24 protein-coding genes are annotated in these 22,083 nt (G+C 71.0%); 11 read left to right on the top strand and 13 right to left on the bottom strand.

Going from position 1 to position 22,083, the window contains the following annotated elements; all coding sequences use genetic code 11:
- Positions 1-42: 42 nt before the first annotated feature.
- Together BT364_RS26720 and BT364_RS26725 are read right to left on the bottom strand one after the other, a co-directional pair.
- Positions 43-2,199, bottom strand: coding sequence for a flotillin family protein (locus tag BT364_RS26720; RefSeq protein WP_072487787.1), 2,157 nt, complete (start codon positions 2,197-2,199; stop codon positions 43-45).
- A 150-nt stretch (positions 2,200-2,349) separates the two neighbouring features.
- Positions 2,350-3,027: a hypothetical protein gene (locus BT364_RS26725; protein WP_072487788.1), complete on the bottom strand. Its 678-nt coding sequence runs from the start codon at positions 3,025-3,027 to the stop codon at positions 2,350-2,352.
- Between the two features lie 263 nt (positions 3,028-3,290).
- On the opposite strand from BT364_RS26725, the gene BT364_RS26730 reads away from it, so the two are divergent.
- Entirely contained in the window at positions 3,291-4,361 is a 1,071-nt protein-coding gene (locus BT364_RS26730) for a PucR family transcriptional regulator (protein WP_072487789.1), read from the top strand.
- Positions 4,362-4,568: 207 nt separating this feature from the next.
- On the opposite strand, the gene BT364_RS26735 is transcribed toward BT364_RS26730, so the two are convergent.
- Entirely contained in the window at positions 4,569-5,024 is a 456-nt protein-coding gene (locus BT364_RS26735) for a tellurite resistance TerB family protein (protein ID WP_072487790.1), read from the bottom strand.
- A 330-nt stretch (positions 5,025-5,354) separates the two neighbouring features.
- On the opposite strand from BT364_RS26735, the gene BT364_RS26740 reads away from it, so the two are divergent.
- A complete protein-coding gene (locus BT364_RS26740; RefSeq protein WP_072487898.1) occupies positions 5,355-5,750 on the top strand; it encodes a BlaI/MecI/CopY family transcriptional regulator in 396 nt (131 codons plus the stop codon).
- A 7-nt stretch (positions 5,751-5,757) separates the two neighbouring features.
- The gene (locus tag BT364_RS26745; protein WP_072487791.1) at positions 5,758-6,705 is read left to right on the top strand and encodes a M56 family metallopeptidase; all 948 of its coding nucleotides are present in this window, start codon (positions 5,758-5,760) and stop codon (positions 6,703-6,705) included.
- A 103-nt stretch (positions 6,706-6,808) separates the two neighbouring features.
- Here BT364_RS26745 and BT364_RS26750 read toward each other — a convergent pair whose 3' ends face one another.
- The 3 genes from BT364_RS26750 to BT364_RS41730 form a co-directional block, all read right to left on the bottom strand.
- On the bottom strand, positions 6,809-8,068 hold the full coding sequence (locus tag BT364_RS26750; RefSeq protein WP_072487792.1) for a cation:proton antiporter: 1,260 nt from the start codon (positions 8,066-8,068) through the stop codon (positions 6,809-6,811).
- Positions 8,069-8,070: 2 nt separating this feature from the next.
- Positions 8,071-8,541, bottom strand: a complete 471-nt coding sequence (locus BT364_RS26755) for a cation:proton antiporter regulatory subunit (protein WP_072487793.1) — start codon at positions 8,539-8,541, stop codon at positions 8,071-8,073.
- Between the two features lie 210 nt (positions 8,542-8,751).
- The gene (locus tag BT364_RS41730; protein WP_177328238.1) at positions 8,752-9,219 is read right to left on the bottom strand and encodes a hypothetical protein; all 468 of its coding nucleotides are present in this window, start codon (positions 9,217-9,219) and stop codon (positions 8,752-8,754) included.
- A gap of 714 nt (positions 9,220-9,933) precedes the next feature.
- Between BT364_RS41730 and BT364_RS26765 the strand changes: the two genes are divergently transcribed.
- Positions 9,934-11,361 (top strand): ATP-binding protein, encoded by a 1,428-nt coding sequence (locus BT364_RS26765; RefSeq protein WP_072487795.1) that lies wholly within the window; start codon positions 9,934-9,936, stop codon positions 11,359-11,361.
- Positions 11,362-12,102: 741 nt separating this feature from the next.
- Here the strand turns inward: BT364_RS26765 and BT364_RS44345 are convergent.
- Positions 12,103-12,243 carry a hypothetical protein gene (locus tag BT364_RS44345; RefSeq protein ID WP_371268652.1) on the bottom strand — a complete coding sequence of 47 codons (141 nt, stop codon included), beginning with the start codon at positions 12,241-12,243 and terminating at the stop codon, positions 12,103-12,105.
- A gap of 87 nt (positions 12,244-12,330) precedes the next feature.
- Between BT364_RS44345 and BT364_RS44350 the strand changes: the two genes are divergently transcribed.
- The 3 genes from BT364_RS44350 (at position 12,331) to BT364_RS41735 (ending at position 13,514) form a co-directional block, all read left to right on the top strand.
- On the top strand, positions 12,331-12,828 hold the full coding sequence (locus BT364_RS44350; protein ID WP_371268653.1) for a hypothetical protein: 498 nt from the start codon (positions 12,331-12,333) through the stop codon (positions 12,826-12,828).
- Between the two features lie 30 nt (positions 12,829-12,858).
- On the top strand, positions 12,859-13,254 hold the full coding sequence (locus BT364_RS26775) for a nitroreductase/quinone reductase family protein (protein ID WP_072487797.1): 396 nt from the start codon (positions 12,859-12,861) through the stop codon (positions 13,252-13,254).
- A gap of 86 nt (positions 13,255-13,340) precedes the next feature.
- Positions 13,341-13,514 carry a hypothetical protein gene (locus BT364_RS41735; RefSeq protein ID WP_177328239.1) on the top strand — a complete coding sequence of 58 codons (174 nt, stop codon included), beginning with the start codon at positions 13,341-13,343 and terminating at the stop codon, positions 13,512-13,514.
- Positions 13,515-13,567: 53 nt separating this feature from the next.
- Here the strand turns inward: BT364_RS41735 and BT364_RS26780 are convergent, their stop codons facing one another.
- Entirely contained in the window at positions 13,568-14,053 is a 486-nt protein-coding gene (locus BT364_RS26780; protein ID WP_072487798.1) for a peroxiredoxin, read from the bottom strand.
- Positions 14,054-14,150: 97 nt separating this feature from the next.
- Here BT364_RS26780 and BT364_RS26785 point away from each other — a divergent pair, with 97 nt between their 5' ends.
- From BT364_RS26785 to BT364_RS26795, 3 genes are all read left to right on the top strand, one after another.
- The gene (locus BT364_RS26785) at positions 14,151-14,861 is read left to right on the top strand and encodes a dienelactone hydrolase family protein (RefSeq protein WP_072487799.1); all 711 of its coding nucleotides are present in this window, start codon (positions 14,151-14,153) and stop codon (positions 14,859-14,861) included.
- Positions 14,862-14,930: 69 nt separating this feature from the next.
- Positions 14,931-15,203, top strand: coding sequence for a DUF1876 domain-containing protein (locus BT364_RS26790; RefSeq protein WP_072487899.1), 273 nt, complete (start codon positions 14,931-14,933; stop codon positions 15,201-15,203).
- A 188-nt stretch (positions 15,204-15,391) separates the two neighbouring features.
- On the top strand, positions 15,392-17,107 hold the full coding sequence (locus BT364_RS26795; RefSeq protein ID WP_072487800.1) for a SpoIIE family protein phosphatase: 1,716 nt from the start codon (positions 15,392-15,394) through the stop codon (positions 17,105-17,107).
- Between the two features lie 12 nt (positions 17,108-17,119).
- Here the strand turns inward: BT364_RS26795 and BT364_RS26800 are convergent, their stop codons facing one another.
- The 5 genes from BT364_RS26800 to BT364_RS26820 are packed head-to-tail and all read right to left on the bottom strand — an operon-like array spanning position 17,120 to position 21,028.
- Positions 17,120-17,968 carry a GNAT family N-acetyltransferase gene (locus BT364_RS26800; protein WP_072487801.1) on the bottom strand — a complete coding sequence of 283 codons (849 nt, stop codon included), beginning with the start codon at positions 17,966-17,968 and terminating at the stop codon, positions 17,120-17,122.
- 41 nt (positions 17,969-18,009) lie between these two features.
- Positions 18,010-18,606: a phosphatase PAP2 family protein gene (locus BT364_RS26805; protein ID WP_072487802.1), complete on the bottom strand. Its 597-nt coding sequence runs from the start codon at positions 18,604-18,606 to the stop codon at positions 18,010-18,012.
- The gene (locus BT364_RS26810; protein WP_072487803.1) at positions 18,603-19,901 is read right to left on the bottom strand and encodes an MAB_1171c family putative transporter; all 1,299 of its coding nucleotides are present in this window, start codon (positions 19,899-19,901) and stop codon (positions 18,603-18,605) included. The genes BT364_RS26805 and BT364_RS26810 overlap by 4 nt, the downstream gene beginning before the upstream one ends.
- A 47-nt stretch (positions 19,902-19,948) precedes the next feature.
- A complete protein-coding gene (locus tag BT364_RS26815) occupies positions 19,949-20,560 on the bottom strand; it encodes a toxin (RefSeq protein ID WP_072487804.1) in 612 nt (203 codons plus the stop codon).
- Positions 20,561-20,566: 6 nt separating this feature from the next.
- Positions 20,567-21,028 (bottom strand): hypothetical protein, encoded by a 462-nt coding sequence (locus BT364_RS26820; protein ID WP_072487805.1) that lies wholly within the window; start codon positions 21,026-21,028, stop codon positions 20,567-20,569.
- A 750-nt stretch (positions 21,029-21,778) separates the two neighbouring features.
- Here BT364_RS26820 and BT364_RS26825 point away from each other — a divergent pair.
- On the top strand, positions 21,779-21,982 hold the full coding sequence (locus BT364_RS26825; RefSeq protein ID WP_072487806.1) for a cold-shock protein: 204 nt from the start codon (positions 21,779-21,781) through the stop codon (positions 21,980-21,982).
- Positions 21,983-22,083: the final 101 nt, after the last annotated feature.

The raw sequence follows: 22,083 nt of genomic DNA on the forward strand, positions 1-22,083 counted from the left end.
GCGAGGTGTTACGGGGCGGGCGGGGTGGGTGGTGCGGCCGGCTCAGCCCTGGGCGACCGGCGCCGACCCGTTCCGCGAGACGGGCACGGCGGAGGCGTCCGCCGCCTCCGGCACCGCGGAGGCATCCGGCCCGGTCAGTGCGGAGACCGGCTGGTCCGCGAGCCCCAGCTCCTTCGCGGCGGCCAGCAGCTGCTGGATCTGCCCCGAGGAGACCCCGGCTCCCGGCGCCTTCATCATCCGCATCAGCAGCGCGGACACCGTCAGGTTCCGCACATCGCCGGTGGACACCGCGCCGAGGACCCGGGTCAGGTCGTCGGTGAACGACGAGGTGCCGTTCAGCCACGGGCCCGCGAGGGCCTTGGCCGTCTGCGAGTTCTCCACGAAGCCGTCGAAGCTCTTGCCCATCGAGACGGCCGAGACCAGCCGGTCGAAGAAGACCGACTCCCCGCCGACGATGTCGATGTCGGCGTTCTCCAGGCCCGTGGCCAGCACCGTCGCCTGTGCCTCGGCCACCTGGCGCTGCACATCGAGACCGGCCAGCCGGATCTCCTTCTCCGCGGCGAGCCGCAGCCGGTACTCCTCGTGCCCGCGCGAGGCGTCGTCCAGCGCCGCCATCGCGGCCGCCTTCTCGGTCAGGCCCGCCGCCTCGGCCTTCAGCTTCTCGCCGATCATCGCCGCGTCGGCCGTCGCCTGGGCCTGCGTGCCCTCGGCCGTGGCCAGCGCCTTGAGCCTGGCCCCCTCCGCCTCGGCCCTGAGCCGGGCGGACGCGGCCTCGGCCTCGGCGAGACCGGCCTTCTCGATGACATCGGCCTCTGCCTCACGTACCTGGATCTCGGCGAGGCCGGGCGCCGCGGTCTCCGCCTGGATGCCCTCGGCCAGCCGCAGCTTCGCCTGGGCGTCCAGGTCCGCGGTCTTCAGCCGGGCCTCGGCGAGCGTCAGCTGCTCGGCGGCCAGGTGGGTGGCGGCCGCCTCCGCGGCCTCGGCGGCCTTGATGTCCTTGACCAGCTTCTCCTGGGCCTCCGCCTCGGCGGCGATGATGACCGACCTGCGGGTGCGCTCCGACTCCTCGACGGCCCGCAGCGTCTTGATGGACTCCTCCTGCTCGGCGACCGTACGGTCCACCGCGATCCGCTCCCGGATCACATCGGCGACCTCGCGGCGCTCGGCCTCGACCTCCTTCGTCGCGGCGATCCGGTCGAGCTCGGTCTGCCGCTCGCGCCCGATGACCTCGATCAGCCGGTCCTTCTCGATGCGCTCGTTCTCCACGGCGATGACGCGCTCGCGGTTCTTCTGCGCGACGGCGATCTCCCGGGCCTGGTTCTCGCGCTGGATGCCGAGCTGCTCCTCGGTACGGATGAACGCGGCCTGGGCGCCGAGCCGTTCCTCCTCCTGGACCTTGGCGGTGGCGGCCTCCTCGCGGGCCCGCAGCGTCTCGACCTCGCGGCGCTGCTTGATCTCGGCCTCGGCCTGCCGGCGCTCCAGCTCCAGGATGGTCTCGCGGGCGTCGACGTCCTGCCGGGTGATCTCCTTCTGCTCGGTGCGCTGGAACTCGTTGGTGCGTACGTGCTCGATCGCCGTCAGCTCGGTGATCTTGCGGATGCCCTGTGCGTCGAGGATGTTGGCGCCGTCGAGCTGCGTCATCGGCGTCTGCTCAAGGAAGTCGATCGCGGCGTCGTCGAGGTGGTAGCCGTTCAGGTCCGTGCCGATGACCCGGATGATCCGGTCCCGGAACTCCTCGCGCTTGGTGTAGAGATCGACGAAGTCCAGCTGCTTGCCGACGGTCTTGAGCGCCTCGGCGAACTTCGCGCCGAAGAACTCCTGGATCGCCACCTTGTCGCTGGCCCGCTCCGTACCGATGGACTGGGCGACCTTGATGACGTCCTCGACGGTCTTGTTGACCCGCACGAAGAAGTTGATGTGGATGTCGGCGCGGATGTTGTCCTGGCAGATCAGGCCCTCGCGCCCGGTGCGGCGGATCTCGATGGTCTTCACCGAGATGTCCATGGTCTCGGCCTTGTGCAGCACCGGCAGGACGACGGCCCCGGTGAAGGTGACGTCGACCTTCTTGGTCTTGGAGATGATCAGCGCCTTGCCCTGCTCGACCTTGCGGAAGAGCCGGCTGATGACGAGGAGCAGGGCGACGGCGATGAGCAGGACAACGGCTACGAGCACACCGAAGCCCAGGGTGATGGCATCCATGACAGTCCTTGACGGCTGGTGAGGAAGGTGGTGAAGGGAATGTGGGGCGCGCGGCGGATCGGGAGCGGTCGGCCGGGGCGGTCGGCCGGTTGTGTCGTCCGGTCGTCCGGCCGTCCGGAGCGGTCCGGGTGGTCCGGGGGGTCCGGTCGGTCAGCCGGTGCGGCGCGGGGTGCGGCGCGCGGCCGTGCGCGGCGCCGTGCGTGGTCGGGGCGTGGGCGGACCAGGGTCCAGGGCCTTGTCGTAGGGCGAGACCCAGAAGAACTCGCCCTCGTCGTCGTATGCGTAGAGGAGTCCCGCACTGCCCGCGGCGAGGGCCGTGCCGTCCGCCGGGGCGAGCAGCCTGACCTGGACGATCGCGGTGGAGCCGTCGTCCGCCGTGACCTCGGCCTGGCCGAAGTCGGAGCTGACGGAACCGGTACGGATCGTGCAGAGGCGGCCCAGGAAGTCCTGCCGCGACGGAGGAGGCTCGTCCGGGAACCTCCGGCGGAAGCAGCGCACCAGCGCCCGCAGCACGACCCAGCCGAGCAGCAGCGCTCCGGCGAGCACGGCGCAGGCGAGCGCGGCCCGGGTGAGGCCGGTGACGTCGCTGCGGTGCAGCAGGACCGTACCGGTGAGGCTCGCGAACCAGCCGACGACGACCATCACGGACACCGAGACCGCGACCGGCACCCCGCCGATACCGGCCAGGTCGGTGTCGATGTCGCCGTCGAAGGAGTGGTGGTCGGCCGCACCGGCCAGCACGAGGAGCCAGAAGAAGACGACGACGGTCAGTGCGGCGCCGAACAGAACGGCGGGAAAGGAGGTCGCCGCGCTCAGGAACTCCTGCATCCGTCCACCCCCTTGTCATGCCGGGCGGCCGGTGGTGGCCCGGCTGCTGCGGCACCGCCTGAAACGGCGCCGCAGCAGCCGGGTCGTCCCCCGTGTCCCCCGTGTTTCCCCCGGTTGGTGCTGACCGGATCGTGTCATTCGGGGGCATCGCACCGCACTGCCGGACTCCGGCAATCTTTGCCCTTCCTTGATGCCGGGCACCGGCACCGGCCGGTATGCGTTGGGTGAGTGTCAAAGTCGCGTCAGGACTGGAGGAGAAACGCGTGCCGGAGCCGGAGATACCCGATGAGCTTCTGGGTGACTATGCCCGCATCCTGACGGATGTGGCCGCCACCGGCCGCCGGCTCACCCGGGACGAGCTGGAGGACCGCCGCAGGCTGGGCCGCCAGGCCGCCGAGACCGGATTCCAACTGCGCGCCCTGGTCGTCCGTCATCTCGCGGCGACCCGCGCCGACTGGCCGCTCGCCCCGTCCGTCGACGGCGCGTCCACGGATTCCGTGCTGGCCGCGGTCGAGCAGGCCGTCGACGCCTTCGCGGAGGGCTTCGAGCGGGCCCAGCGGATGACCGTGCGCCGCGAGGAGGCGGCGCGCCGCGAGTTCATCGACGACCTGCTGTACGGGCGCAGCGATCTGGGCCGGCTCGCCGAGCGGGCCACCCGCTTCGGGCTGCGGCTCTCCCGCGCCCACGCGGTGGCGGTGGCGGCGGGCCCGGAGGCGTACACGGAGACCGATTCCGTGCCGCGCACGGTCGAGGCGGCGCTGCTCGCACGCTTCGGCGGCCGGAAGATCCTGATCACGACGAAGGACGGCCGGCTGATCTGTATCGCCCCGGGCAGCCAGCCCGACGTCCTGCGGTTCTTCGCCAAGCAGGCGCACGCGGCGACGGACGGCGGCCGGGTCGCGGTGGGCCGCCCGCACAACGGGCCCGGCGGCGTCGTCCACTCCTACGACGAGGCGCTGGACGCGCTGGACCTGGCGGAGCGGATGGACCTGGAAGATCCGGTGCTGTACGCCGCCGATCTGCTGGTCTATCCGGTGCTGACCCGAGACCGGCAGGCGATGGCCGATCTGGTGCGCAGTCAGCTGGGCCCGCTCCAGCGGGCCCGTGGCGGTGCCGAGCCGTTGCTGAAGACGCTCACCGTCTACTTCGAGGCGGGCTGTGTGGCCGCCGAGACGGCCCGTCGGCTGTCGCTGAGCGTGCGGGCGCTGACCTACCGGCTGGAGCGGATCCATCAGCTGACCGGCTCCGACCCGTCGGATCCGATGCACCGTTACACCCTGCAGACGGCGGTCATCGGTGCCCGGCTGCTGGACTGGCCGGCCAAGGAGCTGTGACGGGGCGGGCACCACAGGACCCCGCGTCCGCCGGCGGGTGCCGTGGACGCGGGGTCCGCAGAGGAGTGGCCGGGGGCGCGCAAGGGGGAGTCGCGCACCCCCGGCCTGCCGGGCGCCGACCGGTGGTCAGTCGGTCCGCGCTTCTTCCGGCGGTTCGGGGCCGGACCGGGCAGCCGGTCCGGGGGCAGGGCGGGAGGCCCTGGGGTCCTACAGGTCGAACTCGTGCGGCGGGAGGTCGAGGGCGAAGCACGCCTCGCGCACGACGGCCTGCTCCGACTTGTCGAAGTCGCCGTCGGCGCCACCGATGACGATGCCGATCTGGATGACGGCACGCGCCTCGGCCGGCTTCTTCTTCGCCTTGCCGATCTCCTGGAGCACGCTGACCTTGCCGAAGGCGAAGTCGGCCGTGAGCTTGTTCACGTAGTCGTTGAAGCGGCGCTGCAGATCGTCCGCCGGGAAGTTCTGCAGGACCTCGTTGGAGGCGATCAGCGAGGCGACGCGCTGGCGCTCGGACGGGTCGATGGAACCGTCGGCCGCTGCGACGAGGGCGCACATGGCCATGCTCGCGTCGCGGAACGCCCCGCTCTTCAGGTCGTTCTTCTTCGATTCCAGCTGCGACTGCATCGACGAGGCGGATTCCTTGATCCGATCCCACAGTGCCATGACGTCTCCATACGTTGCGTTGCGTTGCGGTGCGTTGCCGGATTGAAGTCCAACTCTACAGACGTGTAGAAGTTAGCAGCAGGGGCGCCCGCTGTGTCCCGGAAACGGCGGTCAGTAGGATGCTGCGACGCCGCGGCCGACGCGGCATCGCAGAAGGGCGGACCCCCGATGGACTCGGCCAGGCCCGGCCACCACCCGGACAACGAACCACTGCGCGACGGAGTGCCCGCCGCGGAACGGCTCTCCGCCGCGGAACAGCTGTCCGGCCTCGATGCGGTCGCGGCCGGAAGCACGGGCAGCCCCGGCGCCGCACATCCCGGAAGCGGGCGGCTGCGCAGGCGCGGCCAGGGCGAACTGGAGGCCCAAGTGCTCGCCGTGCTGCGCTCGGCGGACGGCCCCGCGACGGCCGGCTGGGTCCAGAAGCACCTCGAAGGCGACCTCGCGTACACCACCGTCATCACGATCCTCTCCCGCCTCTACGCGAAGAAGGCCGTGACCCGCTCCCGCGAGGGCCGCTCCTACACCTGGACGTCCGCCTCCGACGAGGCCGGGCTCGCGGCCCTGCGGATGCGCCGCGTACTGGACGGCGAACGGGACCGGGACGCCGTGCTCGCCCGCTTCATCTCGGCCCTCTCCCCCGGTGACGAGGAGCGGCTGCGCGCCCTGCTGGCGCGGGCGGACGCCCCGGACGATCCGGACAACCCCCGTGACACGGAAGGCCTGTAGCCCGCCGATGGGTGTCTTCGTCTGCCTGCCGCTCGTGCTGCCGCTGACCGCGCTGCCGATCGCGCGCCTGGCCGAACAGCATCTGCACCCCCGCAGCGCGACCCGGCTGCTCGCCGTCGTCGGCGTGCTGCTCGCCCTGTGCAGCACGCTCTGCCTGGGCCTGCTGATGGTGGTGGGCACCGCCCAGCTGCCGGGCAACCCGCTGCCGGACAGCTGGTCGGACCCTCAGGTGCGGGCCGCGGTGCCGTACGAGGAGAAGGCGGGCATCGTCGCGATCGGGGCGCTGGCGGCGGTCCTCGGGGCGTGCGGGTGGACGGTGTACCGCCATGTGCGGCTGCGTATCGGCGCCGGCCGCGCGCTGGCCGCCGCGCCCTCCGTCGTCTCCGGCGACATCGCGGTGCTCCCGGACCCGGAGCCGTACGCCTACGCGCTGCCCGGAAGACCGGGCCGGGTCGTCGTCTCGACCGCGATGACGGAGTGTCTGGACGCCCGCGAACGGCGGGCCCTGATCGCCCATGAGCGGGCCCATCTTGCCGCCCGGCACCACCGTTGTCTGCTGGCCGTCCAACTCGCTGCGCGCGCCAACCCGTTCCTGCTGCCGCTGCGTACCGCGGTGTCGTTCAGCACCGAACGGTGGGCGGACGAGGAGGCCGCGTGCGCGGTCGGTGACCGGCGGGTGGTGGCGGTCGCGGTCGGCAAGGCGGCGCTGTACTCGCACCGTGCCCCGGACGTCTCGGTCGGCTTCGCCGCCTTCGCGGCCCCGGCGGGCCCCGTGCCGCGCCGGGTCGCCGCGCTGCTCGCCCCGGTTCCGCCGGTGCGGCTGTGGCCGCCGTCCTCCGCCCATGTCGCCCTCGCGGCGCTGATCGCGGCGGTGGGCACGGCGGCCTCGGCGCTGTCGTCGCTCAACGCGGCCGTGACGCTGGTGGGGATCCTGCACGCGGCGACCCCGCTGTGAGCAGTACGGGCCCGGCGGACGGTCGTCCGCCGGGCCCGTACGTCCGGCCTCTCCGGCCTCTCCGGCCTCTCCGGCCTCTCCGGCCTCTCCGGCCTCTCCGGCCTCAGTCGGCGGAGGAGGCGAACTCCTCCCGGACGGCGGGCGCGGCGGGCGCCGGACGCGCCGCGGGGACCTCGCCGCTCCCCTTGCCGCCGTCGCTGCCGTCCCGGCCGCGCCAGGCCTGGATCCGGGCCACGACCGGCTGGGTCCAGCGGGCGGTGAGCGGTCCGACGATGACGAGGATGAGGACGTAGGCGGTGGCGATGGGCCCGATCCGGGGCTCGGTCGCCACGGCCAGACCGGCGATGACGATGGAGAACTCACCACGTGCGACGAGCGTTCCGCCGGCCCGCCACCGTCCGCGCGAACCGATTCCGGCGCGCCGGGCCGCGTACCAGCCGGTGGCGATCTTGGTGAAGACGGTGACGATCGCCAGCAGCGCCGCGGGGAGCAGCACCGGCGGGATCTCGGCCGGGTTGGTGGAGAGCCCGAAGAACACGAAGAAGACGGCGGCGAACAGGTCCCGCAGCGGCGTCAGCAGCTTGCGCGCGCCCTCGGCGACCTCGCCCGAGAGCGCGATCCCGACCAGGAACGCGCCGACGGCGGCGGAGACCTGCAGCTCCTGGGCCACACCGGCCACCAGGACGGTCAGCCCGAGGACGACCAGCAGCAGCATCTCCGGATTGTCGGAGGACACCGCCCGGCTGATCAGCCGGCCGTGCCGCAGCGCCAGATAGAGCACGAATCCGACGGTGCCGAGCGCGATGAGCAGGGCCATGCTGCCCCCGGCGAGGCCCGCTCCCGCGACCATCGCGGTGAGCAGCGGCAGGTAGACGGCCATCGACAGGTCCTCGATGACGAGCACGCCGAGAATGACGGGTGTCTCCCGGTTGCCCAGCCGCCCGAGGTCGGTGAGCACCTTCGCGATGACCCCGGACGACGAGATCCAGGTGACCCCGGCCAGCGCGACCGCCCCCACGGGCCCCCAGCCGAGCAGCAGCGCCGCCACCGCTCCCGGGGTCGCGTTGAGCACGAAGTCCACGGCTCCGGAAGGGTATTGCGTCTTGAGGCTGGTCACCAGCTCCGAGGCGCTGTACTCCAGGCCGAGCAGGAGCAGCAGCAGGATGACGCCGATCTCGGCGCCGACGGCGGTGAATTCCTCACTGGCCCCGAGCGGCAGCAGCCCGCCCTCGCCGAACGCGAGCCCGGCCAGCAGATACAGCGGGATCGGCGAGAGCCCTATCCGCCCGGCGAAGCGGCCGATGATGCCCAGCCCCAGAATGACGGAGCCGAGCTCCACCAGCAGCGCGGTCGTGTCGTGCACGGTCAGCCCTCCGCGATGATCTCGGAGAGCGTGTCGACGCCCTCCCGCGTTCCGACGGCGACCAGGGTGTCTCCGATGGCCAGCCGGAAGTCCGGCCCCGGGGACGGATGCGCACTGTGCGTCCGCAGCACCGCCACGATCGAGGCCCCCGTCCGGGTCCGCGCCTTCGTGTCCCCGAGCAGCCGCCCGCCGTACGGGGAGCGGGTCCCGAGCGGGATGTGCTCGGTGACCAGGTCGATGCCCTCGGTGCGCACGGCGTCGATGGGCGCCGCGTCGATGAGGTGCGCGAGGCCGGTGGCCTCCTGCGGTGTCAGGGGTACCGAGAGCCGGCAGGAATCGGGGTCGTCCTGGTCGTAGAAGCCGATGAAGCGGCGTCCGTCGTGGTGGACGACGACGGAGATGTGCTGGCCCGACTCGGTCGTGTAGTCGTACTGCACACCGACTCCGGGCAGCGTGGTGCGGTGGGTTCCCATGGCTTCCTCCCGAGAGGTGCGGCGGCTCTTTGACGCACTTGGTGATCTCTTTATCTCCCCATTACCTTAACCGGAGGGTCCCGCCGCCTGCGGGGCACGGGCCGGTCCAGCTCGGAGCGCGAGTTCGATTCTCGTCACCCGACCCATGACGAAGGCCCCGGTCGACGACCAGGGCCTTGCTTGTTCGCGAGCGGTTCGCCCGAGTGCGGGTCAACGGCTCGGCGTGTGGGGAACTCTCCAGCCGGAGATGTCCGTAATGAACTCTTGGTAGGGACGATTCGACCCTTTGGGCTCCGCAAGCAGTCCCTTTGTCAAAGCTGCCGATGCGATCTCGGGCCCATCGCTCTCCCTGAAGCGTGGGCTGGTGAGAAGGCCTTCGAGGTCCTCCTTCGGAGCCTGCCGACGCCCGCTGTCCTTCCCCTGCCACGTCGCCGGGATTCTCCACGAGGACCGGTAGAGCGTGAATGCCTCCGGAAAGAGGAGGAGCCATGCTTCGGACTCTGCGGCAGCAAGCGCGTAGACAGAGGACGAGGCACCACTCGCTTTGGCCAGCGCAGCCGATACCGCCTTCCGTGCGGTGTCGTAGGCGGGTCCAGGGCAGGCATCCATGTCTTCGTGGACAGCGATCCCCACGAACTCGCCGGCCTTCAGCCGTGCTTTGCCGCGCGCCTTGCTCACCAAGGTGCCTGCTGCCGTGGCCAGTTCGGTACCGGACTTCTTCCGTAACCGCACCGGGTCGGTGATCTCGGTGAGAGTGACGGTGGCCGCAAGGCCGGGATGGGCCGCCGTCGACGTGTACAGATTGCTCAGTGACGGTCGTCGTCTGCATGCCGCAGGCGAGGTGGAGAGAGCGGATGCCTACGGAAGCGGCGGCGGTGTGCCACCAGCCGCGTGTGGCCGTGGACGCGCCCTCGTCCGACACCCGTATCAATAGGGCGGTTCGACGCCCTCCAAGGCATCGGCGATCCGACGCCGCCCCTCCCTGCGGCGCTCGCGCCGCTGCTGGAACGCCAGTACGTCCGCAAGGCGGACCACGCGGTGGCTGCTGCCGGGCAGGTTCGTTCACTCACGAGCAGCGCCACCTGCCCGGCGCGAAGTCCGGCCGCTCGGGCGAGTGTGTCCAGGCGGTGATGGCCTTCGTTCGCGAGGAGGGACAGCAGGGGAGCGGCCTGGGGGGAGAAGGCCCATTCCTCTCTCCCCCCGCAGTCGACACCGCGTTGCTCTCCCTGTCGCTGTGCAGCCGGGCGCGAGAACTGCCGTCCGAGGGCTGCTCGGCCTCGCGTCCGCGAGCCACTGCTCGGCATCATCACGTTCCGCATGCGTGCAATACTTCTATTGATGAAAGTATCCTGAATGGAAGTATCAAGGGCTGAATCATGGAGGTCGACCATCGTGAACGGGTTCATCGGGCGCCGCAGCGAACTTGCCCAACTCGGCGACCTGTTGGGTCTGGTGAAGACTGGCGGGCGCAGCGGAAGGCCCGGGCGGGCCGTGCTGATCCGGGGACGCCGCCGAGTGGGCAAGTCCCGCCTGGTGGAGGAGTTCTTGGAGCAGTCCGGGCTGCCGCATGTGTTCTTCACCGCCGTCGGCGGCTCCCGCGAGGAGGATCTGGCGGGCTTCGCCGTCGAGGTGAAGACCTCCCGGCTTCCCGACGCTGCGCGGTTCCGTGATTTCGCCGCCCCGCTGACCTGGGACGCCGCGCTGACCATGCTCGCCTCCGCGCTGCCCACCGACTCTCCCAGCGTGGTGGTCCTCGACGAGATGCCTTACCTCGTACGCGAGGACCCAAGCTTCGAGGGTGCGCTGCAGAAGGCGTTCGACCGGACGTTGTCGAAGCTGCCCGTTCTGCTCATCCTCATCGGCTCCGACATCGCCATGATGGAACAGCTCAACACCTATGGGCGGCCCTTCTACCAGCGGGGCACCGAGATGGTCGTGCCGCCGTTGAATCCGGCAGAGGTCGCTTCGATGCTCGATCTGCCGCCCGCCGACGCCTTCGACGCCTACCTGATCTCCGGCGGGCTCCCGCTCGTCCTGGAGGAATGGCCGCAGGGCGCCGGGCTGTGGGAGTACCTCGAACTGGCCTTGCGCAGACCAACATCCGCCCTGCTGGTCAGCGGCGAACGAACCCTGGCTGCCGAGTTTCCCACCGAGGCGCAGGCTCGCACCGTCCTGGGCGCCATCGGCCACGGCGAGCGCACCTTCACTCTGATCGGCAGAGCAGCCGGCGGCCTCAACCCCAGCTCGGTATCCCGCTCGCTGGAACTCCTCACCTCCCGCCGCATGGTCGCCGCCGAACTACCCCTTTCCTCCAAGCCCAGCCGTGAGACCCGCTATCGCATCGACGACCCGTACCTGCGCTTCTGGCTCTCCTTCATCGGCCCCGGCATCGCGGCAGTCGAACGTGGCCGTGGTGACCGCGTCCTCGACACCATCCGCGCCAGCTGGACGTCATGGCGGGGCAGGGCCATCGAGCCCGTCATCCGCGAGGCCTTGTGGCGGCTGGGCTCCGACGAAGGGCAACTGCCCGCAGGCACCCATGCGATCGGCGGCTACTGGACCCGCACCAACGACCCGGAAATCGACATCGTCGGCGCCGACCGCTCCCCCATCGCCAAGAGAATCACTCTCGTGGGTTCGGTCAAGTGGCTGGAGAAGAAGCCCTTCGACAACCGTGACCTCGCCCGCCTCATCACCCACCGCTCCCAGCTTCCCGGCGCCGACGACAGCACCCCCTTGCTCGCCGTGACCCGCAGCGGGTGCACCGCCGACGGCGTCCGTGCTCTCACCCCCAAGGACCTCCATGACGCCTGGTCCTGAATCTATGACCGGTCGTGCCACTACGTGCCGGTCGGAGCGGTCGTAGGCAGCGGTCGGCAATGGCGCGCAACGAGGGGCCGAGGACTCTGCCGCATGGTCGTGTTTTCGCAGGGCAGGCCGAATATCGAACTCCGAACACCACTGCCGCGCCGCCTCGCTCGCTCCTGCGGCTCGCGGTCGGCCTTCCGGGGCTGGTCAAGTCGCCCCGAGAAAGGCTGTTCCGGGTAGGCCGGGCGGGTTGGGTCAGGGATTTCCGGTTGTGGCGCAGGGGGGTGATTTCATGCGGTACCGTGATCGCGTCATCACGCTCCGTGTGCTCCTGTGCGCGGGGCGGCCCCCGGGGGTGTTAGCAGCACCGCACCGAGGGCCTTCACCGCGAGTGGAGAAAGGTCCACCGGGATGCTTTGGCATGCTATCGCGCCCTCTCGGCGCTACACGAAGGCTTCGCACGATGTCGTGCGTCATCCGCGTCTGAACAGTGACGCGAAGATTCTTCTCCTGTACGTACAGGGGCTTCCCGAACAGCAGGCCGGCAAGGCGCTCAGCGAGCATGCGAAGAAGTTCGGGATCACCGGCAGGGCCTACCAGAGGGCCAAGACGCAGCTGATTGCGAACGGGTTCGTGCACGAGTGGAAGCGGCAGGGGGACCGGGGGTTCTGGGTGACCGACCAGCTCTTCGCCAATGTGCCTCTGACGGTTGAACAGGCTGCTGCGGTGCGGAACGACAGGGTTGGGGCCCCGTCAGCTTCTGCGGCCCCGTCGGCTCCTGCGGTCCCGGCCGCCCGTCCGGGTGCGCGGAATCCGGCCGTCGGTGAGCCGGGGGGCCGGGCGGTCGGTGGCTATGAACCGGTAGATGAAGAACTTGGGGAGAACTACTCCCACCCACCCTCCGAAGCGTCCGAAGCGTCCGAAGCGTTCGTAGCTTCCGAAGTCGGGGAGGGGGAGCGGGTGTTGCTCTCGCTTCGGCACGTGAATCCGCAACTGCACCTCGGGGTGCGGGAGGCGCGGGGGCTGGCCGAGGTCGCCGGCGAGTGGATTCGGCGCGGTGTGAGTGCTGCGGAGCTGCGGCGGGCGTTGATCAGTGAGCTGCCCAGGGACGGCGTACGGTCCGCTGTCGGGTTCCTGCGACACCGGCTCGTCCAGAAACTTCCGGCGCCGGTGGCGGCCCCGGCCCCACCCGTCGCGCCGCCGCCCGTAAGGCAGTTCGTCGTCTGCGAGGGGGAGGGGGAGGAGCATGTGTTCCGTCCCGTCGGGGACGAGACCCTGTGCGGGCCGTGTGCCCGTGAGGCGAACCGGGTCTACTGGGCTGCCCGGCGGGCCGAGATGGAGAACGAACCCGATCCACTGCCGTGGCGGGAGCGGATCGCGGCGATCACCGAGGGCGAGCAGGGGCGGGAGCGAGGGGCGGATGCGGGCCCACCCGCGGTTCTCGCCGCCACGCTCCGCGATGCGGCGACAGGGTCGTAAGCTCGCTGTCACCGGCGGAAAGGACACGCGATGGCGGACTTTCGGGATCTGAAGTTCAGGGCGGTCACGTCGCTCCAGCGGCACGTGGTGAACCCGCTGGCCAGGCGGTCGGGATCGCAGATCTTGCTGGAGACGACCGGCCGTACGTCCGGGCTGCCCCGTCGCACCCCCGTCGGCGGCCGCCGCACCGGCCAGGAGTTCTGGCTGGTCTCCGAGTACGGCGACAAGTCGCAGTACATCCGCAACATCCGGGCCGATCCCCGGGTCCGGGTCCGCATCGCGGGCCGCTGGTACGACGGGATCGCGCACCCGCTGCCCCAGGACGACGCCCGCGCCCGGCTCAGGACCCTGCCGCGCTACAACAGCGCCGTCGTGCGGGCGGTGGGTACGAATCTGCTGACCGTGCGGGTGGACCTGGCCGATTGACTCCGGAGCCGAGTCCGGAACCGAGTGTGCCTGGACGATGTGCAATCGTCCAGGCACGTACGGGCGTTGGCCCGCCGGATCAGTCGGTGATCTCGATCTTGCCGTTCTGGTCGCCGTTCGAGGTGGCGGCCTCCGGCTGGGCCGGGACCTCCGCCCTGGAGCGCCGCGTCGTCGTACTGCGCGAAGGCGTCCGCCTTCTTCTGCATGGCCTCGGTCTCGGCCTTGATCTCGGCCTGCTTGAGGTAGAAGGTCCGCACTGACTGGATGGTCCCATAGACGCCCGGCAGTCTGTACTGCCGGGTTCGGCAATCTTTTACGCGCTCTTGATGCCGGAGAGCTGCTCGGTCAGCTTGTCGAGCGACTGGTACGTGGCACCGAGCAGCGCGACGTGCTTCCAGCGCAGCACCCCGTCGGGGCCGATGAGGAAGACCGCGCGGCGCACCCCGATCCCGGGCGCCGCGACGCCGTACGCCCGCGCGGTCTCCCGTCCGGTGTCCGCGAGCAGCGGCATCCGCAGACCGTGGGCGCGGGCGAAGGACTCATGGCTGTCCACACCCTGTGGACTGATTCCCCAGACCTCCGCGTCGAGCTCGCCGAAGGCCTCCATGCCCGAGGAGTACGAGCAGAGCTGCTTGGTGCACACGGCCGTGTTGTCGCCCGGGTAGAACGCCAGGACCACGGCACGGCCGCGCGCCCCGGCGAGCGTGTAGTCGTGGCGTTCGAAGTCCTCGCCGGTGAGCACACCGCCCGGCAGGGTGAAGTCCGGTGCGGGCAGGCCGAGTTGCGGTGACGATCCCATGTCGGTTCCTCCGTGGTCCGGTGCGGCCGGGTTTCTTTACCGGGCCGTACGTACAGCATGCTCGGTACGGGTCCGGCTCCCGCACCAGGAGGTACGTATGGCACGACCGCCGTCCGCCTGCCGCCCGTCCGCGGCCGTGCTGCTGCTGCACGGCGGCGCCGAGACGGGCCTGGCCGCGCCGCTGCCCGGCCCGCTGAACCTGCCCGGCGTGCGGATGCGCCCGTTCGCCCGGTCCGTCGCCGGGGCGACCGGCGGCGCCGGAGGAGACGTACTCGTACGCACCGCCCGCTACACCCACCGCGGCTGGAACGGCCCCCGCGAGGACCCGCTGCACGACGCCGTACGCGCCCTGGACGCCCTCGGCCGCGAGGCCGGGGAGATCCCGGTGGTCCTGGTCGGCCACTCGATGGGGGCCCGCGCCGCCCTGCGCGCCGCCGGTCACCCGCTGGTGCGCGGGGTGGTCGGCCTCGCCGCCTGGTGCCCGGACGACGACCCGGTCGACCAGCTCGCGGACCGCGACGTCGTCCTGCTGCACAGCACCCGGGACCGCATCACCGGCCCCCGCGCGTCCCAGCGGCTCACGGCCCGTGCCCGGCTCGCCGGTGCCCGCTCCTGTCTGGTCGCGATCCGGGGCAGCGACCACGCGATGGTCCGGCGCGCCGGGGAGTGGCATGCGCTGACGGCCCGGATCGTCGCCGGGCTGCTGGAGCTGGGCCCGCTCCCCGGGCCGGTCGCGGACGCTCTCGGCCTCCCGCCGGACGCCCCGGCGGTCGACGGCACCCTCGACCTGGACCTGCTGGAGGAGTGACGGGGCGGGGTGCGGTGCCGTGGTGCAGGGGCGCGGGAACGGGCGCACCCTGGTAGGGAGGTGATCGTCATGGTGATGACAACTGTCGGGTGGCACATCGAGCTCGAATTCGACGAGGACACCCACCGCACCCGCGCGGCCGCCATGGTGCGGCTCCCGGACGGGACCGAGGTGCGGGCCCATGGATACGCGAGCCGCCATCCTTCCGACAAGAACCAGCCGAGGGTGGGCGAGGAGATCGCGGGAGCCAGAGCGCTCAACGAACTGGCGATGAAGATGCTGACGAAGGCGCACGACGAGATCGACGAGGCGTCCGGCCGGACCTCGTACCCGCTCACCTGACAAAGGTGCCGGCCCCGCTCGCCGGCACATGGGGCCGGCCCCGCTCGCCGGCACATGGGGCCGGTCCGGCGAACCGCGCCGGGGCCGGCCCGCCCGGCGGCCGCGGCCTGCGGATGCGCGGCGGGGGCGGGCGGCCGACGATTGAGGGCCGGGCAGCGGGTGGTCCGCGCCCGTCCCAGGAGGTTGACGTGCCGGCCGATGCGTACGCGGAGAGCCCTGTGCCGTTCGACCCCGGCGTCCTGGCGGCGCTGGTCGACAGCACCATGGCCGGGGTGGGCGTGCTCGACACGAAGCTGCGCTATCTCTATGTCAACCCGGCCCTCGAACGGCTCAACGGCATCCCGGCCGCCGAACACCTCGGACGCACCGTCTCCGAGGTCCTCCCGGGGGTCGACGCGCGCGAGGACATGATGCGGGCGGTGCTCGCCGACGGGAAACCCCGCGAGATCACCTCCAGCGGATTCACCGCCGCGGCCGCCGCGGTCCGGCGGTACTGGCACGGGGCGTACCACCGGCTGGAGATCGACGGGCGGATCGTGGGCCTGGCCGGGATCGTGCTGGAGGTCATGGCCTCGGACCAGGGGCAGCGCGAGCTGGAGCAGGCCCGGCGCCATCTGACCCTGCTCGACACCGCGGCCGCCCGGATCGGCACCACCCTCGACGTGGACACCACCTGCGCCGAACTCGTCGACCTCGTCGTGCCGGGGCTGGCGGACCTCGCGACGGTCGAGGTGTTCCCGCCCGACGTCGCCGCACCGGTCCGGCCCGCGCCTCCCGGGGTGCTGCGGCTGCGGCGGGCGGCGCTGAAGGCCGTGCCGCGGCTGAGCGAGGAACTGGACGGGTTCGGGCTGACCGGCGAGTACATCGACTACCAGGAGGGCGCGGCCGTACAGCGCTGTCTGGTGGCCAACCAGCCGGTGGTGGAGAACCTCACCACCGACGAACAGCTGCTGCGCTCCGCCCCCCGCCCCGAACGGCTCGCCGCCTACCGCGCCCTCGGGATGCACTCGGCGGTCGTCGTGCCCGTCACCGTGCGCAGCGGCCCGCTCGGCATCCTCGGCCTGATCCGGGCGGGCGACTCACCGGTCTTCACGGACGAGGACGTGGTGATCGCCCGGGAGCTCGCCGGCCGGGCCGCCGTCGATCTCGACCACGCCCGCCGCTACGCCCACGAGCACACCATCGCCCTGGAGCTCCAGCGCTCCCTGCTGTCCGAACCGCGCCCGCCGCACCCGCACATCGAGATCGCCACCCGCTATCTGCCGGCCGACCGGAGCGTGATGGTCGGCGGCGACTGGTTCGACGTCATCCCGCTGCGGGACGGACGGCACCTCAAGGCGATGGGCGATGTGATGGGGCACGGGGTGGAGGCGGCGGTCGCCATGAGCCACTACCGCTCCCTGCTGCGGATGCTCGCCGACGACGAGCTGCCGCCGCACCGCATCCTGGAACAGCTCGACCGGATGGTCGAGCGGTCCGGGCCGGACCGGGCGGCGACCTGTCTGCTGGTCGTCGTCGACCGGGTCGGCGGGGCGTGCGAGGTGGCGAGCGCCGGGCATCTGCCGCCGGTCCTGATCGATCCGCTGGCAGGGGCCAGGGTGTGCGACGAGATAGCGGTGGGGCCGCCGCTCGGCACCGGGTTCGGCGGGTACCGGACGACGCTGCTGGAGTTCGATCCGGGCACGGTGCTGTTCCTGTACACCGACGGTCTGGTCGAGCGGCGCGGCGAGGACATCGACGTCTCGGTCGGCCGCCTCAAGGAACTGACCCTGCCGGCCGGGGGCAGCCTCGACGGCCTGCTGGACGAGGTCCTCGAACGGTTCGGGCCGGGTGCCGAGGACGACATAGCGGTGCTGGCCTCCCGTACCCGGAGCCCCGGGGCGTGGACGCCCGACGCCACCTGACCCCGGGCGGCGTCAGCCCAGCTCCAGGCTGGTGATGCCGAACAGTCCGGCGTGGTCGATGTCCGGTGCCGGTCCCGTGTACATCCGGGCCGTCTCGAACGACGGGGTGAGGCCCAGCTGTTCGGCGAGCCGCACCGCCGCCGGGTTGACATCGGGCACGTCGATCGCGACCGGCACGCCGGGATCGGCCGCCGCCAGCGCACTGATCAGGGAACCCGCCGCCTCGGGCGATTCCGCGTACACGGGACCGATGCGGGACGACGTACGGCAGGGGCGCGTCACGGCCAGACCGCGCAGCGCCCCGTCACGGACGGCGGCGAGCGAGGTGCGCGTGGGGTGGGCGATCCACGGGGCGAGGAAGCTGTCCCGGTCGGCCGGGAAGAAGCGGCGGTCGTAGGCGGCGAGCCGGTCGAACGGGACGGTGCGGCCGTCGACGAGCTCCGTACCGGCCGGGGCGGGCAGCCCGGCGGGCGGCAGCCCCTCGTAACGCATGTTCGTCCATACGGAACGGAAGCCGGACTTACGGTAGTTGGGCTGCTGCGCCACCACCCCGTCGAGCCCGACGTTGCGCCTCTCCAGCCGCGCCATGCCGGCCCGCCAGAGCTGGATGCCGTATCCCCGGCCGCGCAGGTGCGGTCGGGTGAGGTAGAAGCCGAGGAACCCGAAACCGGAGCCGTAGCGGACGACGGAGACGCAGGAGACCGGCTCGCCGTCGAGGCGGCCGATCAGGAAGCCCTGCGGATCGGTGGCGAAGAAGGCGTGGCGGTCGGTCAGTCCGGGATTCCAGCTCTCCTCGTGGGCCCATTCGGACAGCATCGTGAGGTCGTCGGCGCTTGCGTTGGTGATCTCGAAGTTCGGCACGGGGCACCTGTACCCGCCCGGGTGGCCGTTTCAACGGCGGATCAGACGAACAGGAACACGCCCGCCGTCGCGGCCCCCAGCGAGCCCCCGGCGACCGTCTGCGCCACCGAGTGGTACCCGAGCGCGACGCGGGACCAGCACACGGCGACGGTCATCGTGCAGGCGAGCAGCCACCACGGCGAGTGGACCGCGGCGAGCAGGGCGACCACGGCCGAGGCGACCGCGGCGTCCACCGAGATCTTCCAGACGGTGTTGACGGCCAGCAGGACCACGGTCATCGCCCAGAGGGCGAGCATCGCCGCGAGGATGCCGGTGGGGGCGTGGCCCAGGACCATCACCAGCGAGCCGGTGCCGATGGAGCCGAGGATGACGAAGAAGATCGGGGCCCGCTTGGTGCGGTCGACGACATGGCGGTCGCCCCAGGTGCCGCGCCCGCGCTCCCACTCGATGTACCCGGCGGGTATGAGGCCCGCGCACAGGGCGCCGAGGAATCCCCAGAGCAGACCGGTCCAGTGACCGGCGGCGGCCAGACCGACGCCGAGCATGCCGACGAGCAGGACGTTGCGGGGCTGGAAGACGTCGGTGACGGTGCGCGCGGTGGTGTTGTCCGGCGATGCGGTGGTGTCGGTGGAGGTCATGCTGTCTCCTCGGTGGACGCCGTGCGGGGCGCTGCGGTTGCGGTGGACGGGGCGGGTGCGGCATCCGCCAGCACCTGTGCCGCCCGGTTCTGCGGGACCGTCCGGTAGGCGGTGGCCACCCGGACCAGCCAGGCCACCTCGCCGTCCTGGTCGGTGGCGTGCTGGGTCTCCACCGCCGCGGCGGTCGAGGCGGGCGCGCCGCTGTTCTTCGCGGTGAGCGCCGCCTTGATCCAGTACGCCTCGGCGAGCGGGCCCGCCCGGTCCGGGTCCGTGGTGCCGTCCGCCGCGGCGGCGGCCTTCGCGGCCGGGAGCAGGGTGTCGGGCACGTAGTGGCGCAGCTTCTCCACCGCGTCCGCGATGTCGGCGGCCCAGCGGTCGATCCGCAGGTCCGCGGGGGTGCCGAAGCGGGTGAGTTCGCGGGCCAGCGAGGCCGGGGGGTCGAAGGGCTGCTCGGGGAAGGCGGTCATCAACTCGCGCCAGAGGCCGTGCAGTTTGACCTGGGCCCGCCAGAGCTTCGCGCGCCGCTGCCCCTTGCTGAGGGCGGGGATGGAGGCGCCCACGGCGAAGAAGGCGAACAGCACCACCTGTGCGGCCTCGGTGACTTCGTCGAAGCGGAGCGCGAAGGACTCGCTCGGGGTGTCGACGACGCTGACCCACAGGAACAGGGTCCGGCTGACGGTGTAGCCGACCCCGATGAACATGGCGAACGTCATCATCCCGAGCCCTACCCGCAGGTGGCGGAGCCCGGCATTGGCGGTGGCCAGTGCCCACTGGTACGCGCAGACGGCGGACGCGGCGCCCAAGTAGAGGTAGAACACGCTCATGTACAGCGTGGCCCCCCACTGTCCCGCGTGGTCGGCGACGAAGCGGTCCGAGGGGACGGAGCGGTCGACGACGGTGAAGAACAGCACCGTCAGCAGGATCAGTGTGGCGATCGACGCCTTGGCCGCCACCTGCTGGATGGCGCGGGCGAACCGCACATGACGCGGCACGGTCCCGCCGTCGGGGTACCGGCCGTAGATCGCGACGATGTAGCTGAGGATCGCCAGGATCGCGATCGTCGCCGTGTAGTGCTTGATCAGGACGGCGAGGTCGGTGACGGCGCTGTCGTTGAGCGCGAGCCGTACGGCCCGGGTCTTGGTCCACAGGGCGGCGGCGAATCCCGCGTAGCAGCCCCAGAGGGCCCGGCGGCGCTTGTCTTCTTCGTCGCCCCACAGGGCTGCCGGCATGCGCCACAGGGCGACGGCCGTCATCAGAACGGCCACGAGGTAGCCGGCGAGGTCGAGCGGGGTCACGGCGGAGTCCTTGGGGTGGTGGGGGGAGAGGCGGGGGACGGTCGGTGTCAGCTGCGGCGGAACAGGCCCCGGCGGCGGTTGGCGACCGGGCGGGAGAGGGAGTTGGCCAGCCGCCCCACCATGTCGTCGCTCGTCACGTCCATGGCCATACGGGGGATGAGCGAGGCACCGAACTCGGCCATCCGCTCGTCGTGCGTGTCGTACTGCGCGCGGGCCTGCACGGTGCCGTCCCCCGACCGGAGCGCGTCGGCGATCTCGGCCACGACCGGCTGCGGCTGCGGCGACGGCGGGGGTTCGGTCCCGAGGACCCGGCTGATCAGTGAGGTGTCGAAGACCGGCAGCAGGCGCCGGAGTTGCTCGGGGTCGAGGGAGGTGCCGTGGTCGAACCACTCGTGGCACAGCTCGTGCAGGATGACGTGCTGGGTCTGGTACGCGGTCGGCCGGCGGCGGTAGAGCACGAAGCTGGTCCCGCCGGTCTTCAGGCGCAGTCCGCAGGCGGCGTTGACGCGGGCCAGCCGGTCGGGCATCTCGTGCAGCACGATGGTGCGGCCGCGGGCCGCCTCCATGTTCGCCACCAGTGCGCCGATGGAGAAGGGCGTGGGGATGGGCAGATCGGCCAGCCCGGCCTCGCACTCCTTCCGTAGTTCGCGCAGGGACATGAAGTGCTACTTCTCCGGCTCGCCGTGGGCGGCGCCGCCGTCGGCCGCGCCCTGCCGGTCCCTGGCGTCCTCCAGCAGGGAGAGTGCGAACTGCAGCAGCTCCGGCGGGAGACCGTCCTCGTCGAGGCCGCGCCCGGCCACTCCGCTGATCTCTCCCGTACGCCGCATCGCGAGGAACTGCAGACCGGCGACGACGTCGTCGACGACCTCGGACTCCTCCTTGAAGAACCGCCAGTCCACGCCGAAGCCCAGACCGAGCGCCTTGAGGATGTCCTCGGAGGGCTGGGTGACCTTTCCGGCAAGGATGTTGGAGAAGTAGCTGTGCGAGAGCGACCCGCCGCGCTCCTTGACCAGATCGGCGAAGACGCGCCCCGAGATCTTCTGGCCGGGGAATGTCTTCTCCACCATGTACTCGACCTTCTGCTGCAACGTCCGCAGCTCCGGCGAGCGTTCCTCGACGCTGTCCATCCGGCCCCCCACGTATCCGCTCCCGTCCGATCGGTGTTCACGTCGTCGATTCGGTCAACGGGCTCGTACTGTAACGAACCCTGACGTGGCGTCCTCAGCACGGTAGGCGGTACGGGAACGGGCTTGCGTAAACACGCAACGTCACTGTTAACTCGAAAAAACACGGGCAGGGGACCACGAGGGGAGTCCCCTGCCCGTGAAATCGACTGGTTCCGTGTGAATTCACCACGGACAAAAGGTGCATGGTGCACATGCATGTTGTGCGGGCGTACGTGTAGCCCTTCACGACGGGGGATGCGTGAAGGGCTACCCCTGCATTATGACTGCTGGTCAGGCCGTCATCAACTGCCGTCCGGGGTGGTGCGTCCGGGGGTGGGGCCGGTGCGGGGTGCTCGCCGGTGGGATCGCGGGCGTTCGGACCGGTTGCGTGAATATTGATTTCCGGCGGAAAGAGAATTGCGCGCGACACCTCACTCGATTTGAATCAGGGTTGGCTCGGAGTTGAATCGGGGTTTAATTCGGATCCGGCGGACCGGAATTACTCCCCCTGTCCGTCCGGTTCCGCCGTGCTATTCTGGAAGTAGTTGCAGTTGTGGTTCCCGAAGACTCCAAGTGTGCTCCTCGGCTCAATGTGCCGAGGGCTGCGCTTCTCTGTATTTCCGGTGCTTTCCGGATGGGGTAATCATCGCGGCGACGTGGGATCCGCACCGTGCGGATCCCCGGGAACTGCCCCCATGAAGGAGACAGAACATGGCTACTGGCACCGTCAAGTGGTTCAACGCGGAAAAGGGCTTCGGTTTCATCGAGCAGGACGGCGGCGGCCCCGATGTCTTCGCCCACTACTCGAACATCGCGGCCTCCGGCTTCCGTGAGCTCCAGGAAGGCCAGCGGGTGAACTTCGATGTCACGCAGGGCCAGAAGGGCCCGCAGGCGGAGAACATCACCCCGGCCTGACCCCGCCGCTCCGGCGCCGACGCGCTGTGACGACTTGCACGATCGGGGCCCCCACCTCCGGGTGCGGGCCCCGGTTCGCTGTCGTCCGCGCTGTCCGGCGC

This window comes from Streptomyces atratus, from assembly GCF_900119365.1.
Lineage (GTDB): Bacteria > Actinomycetota > Actinomycetes > Streptomycetales > Streptomycetaceae > Streptomyces > Streptomyces atratus_B.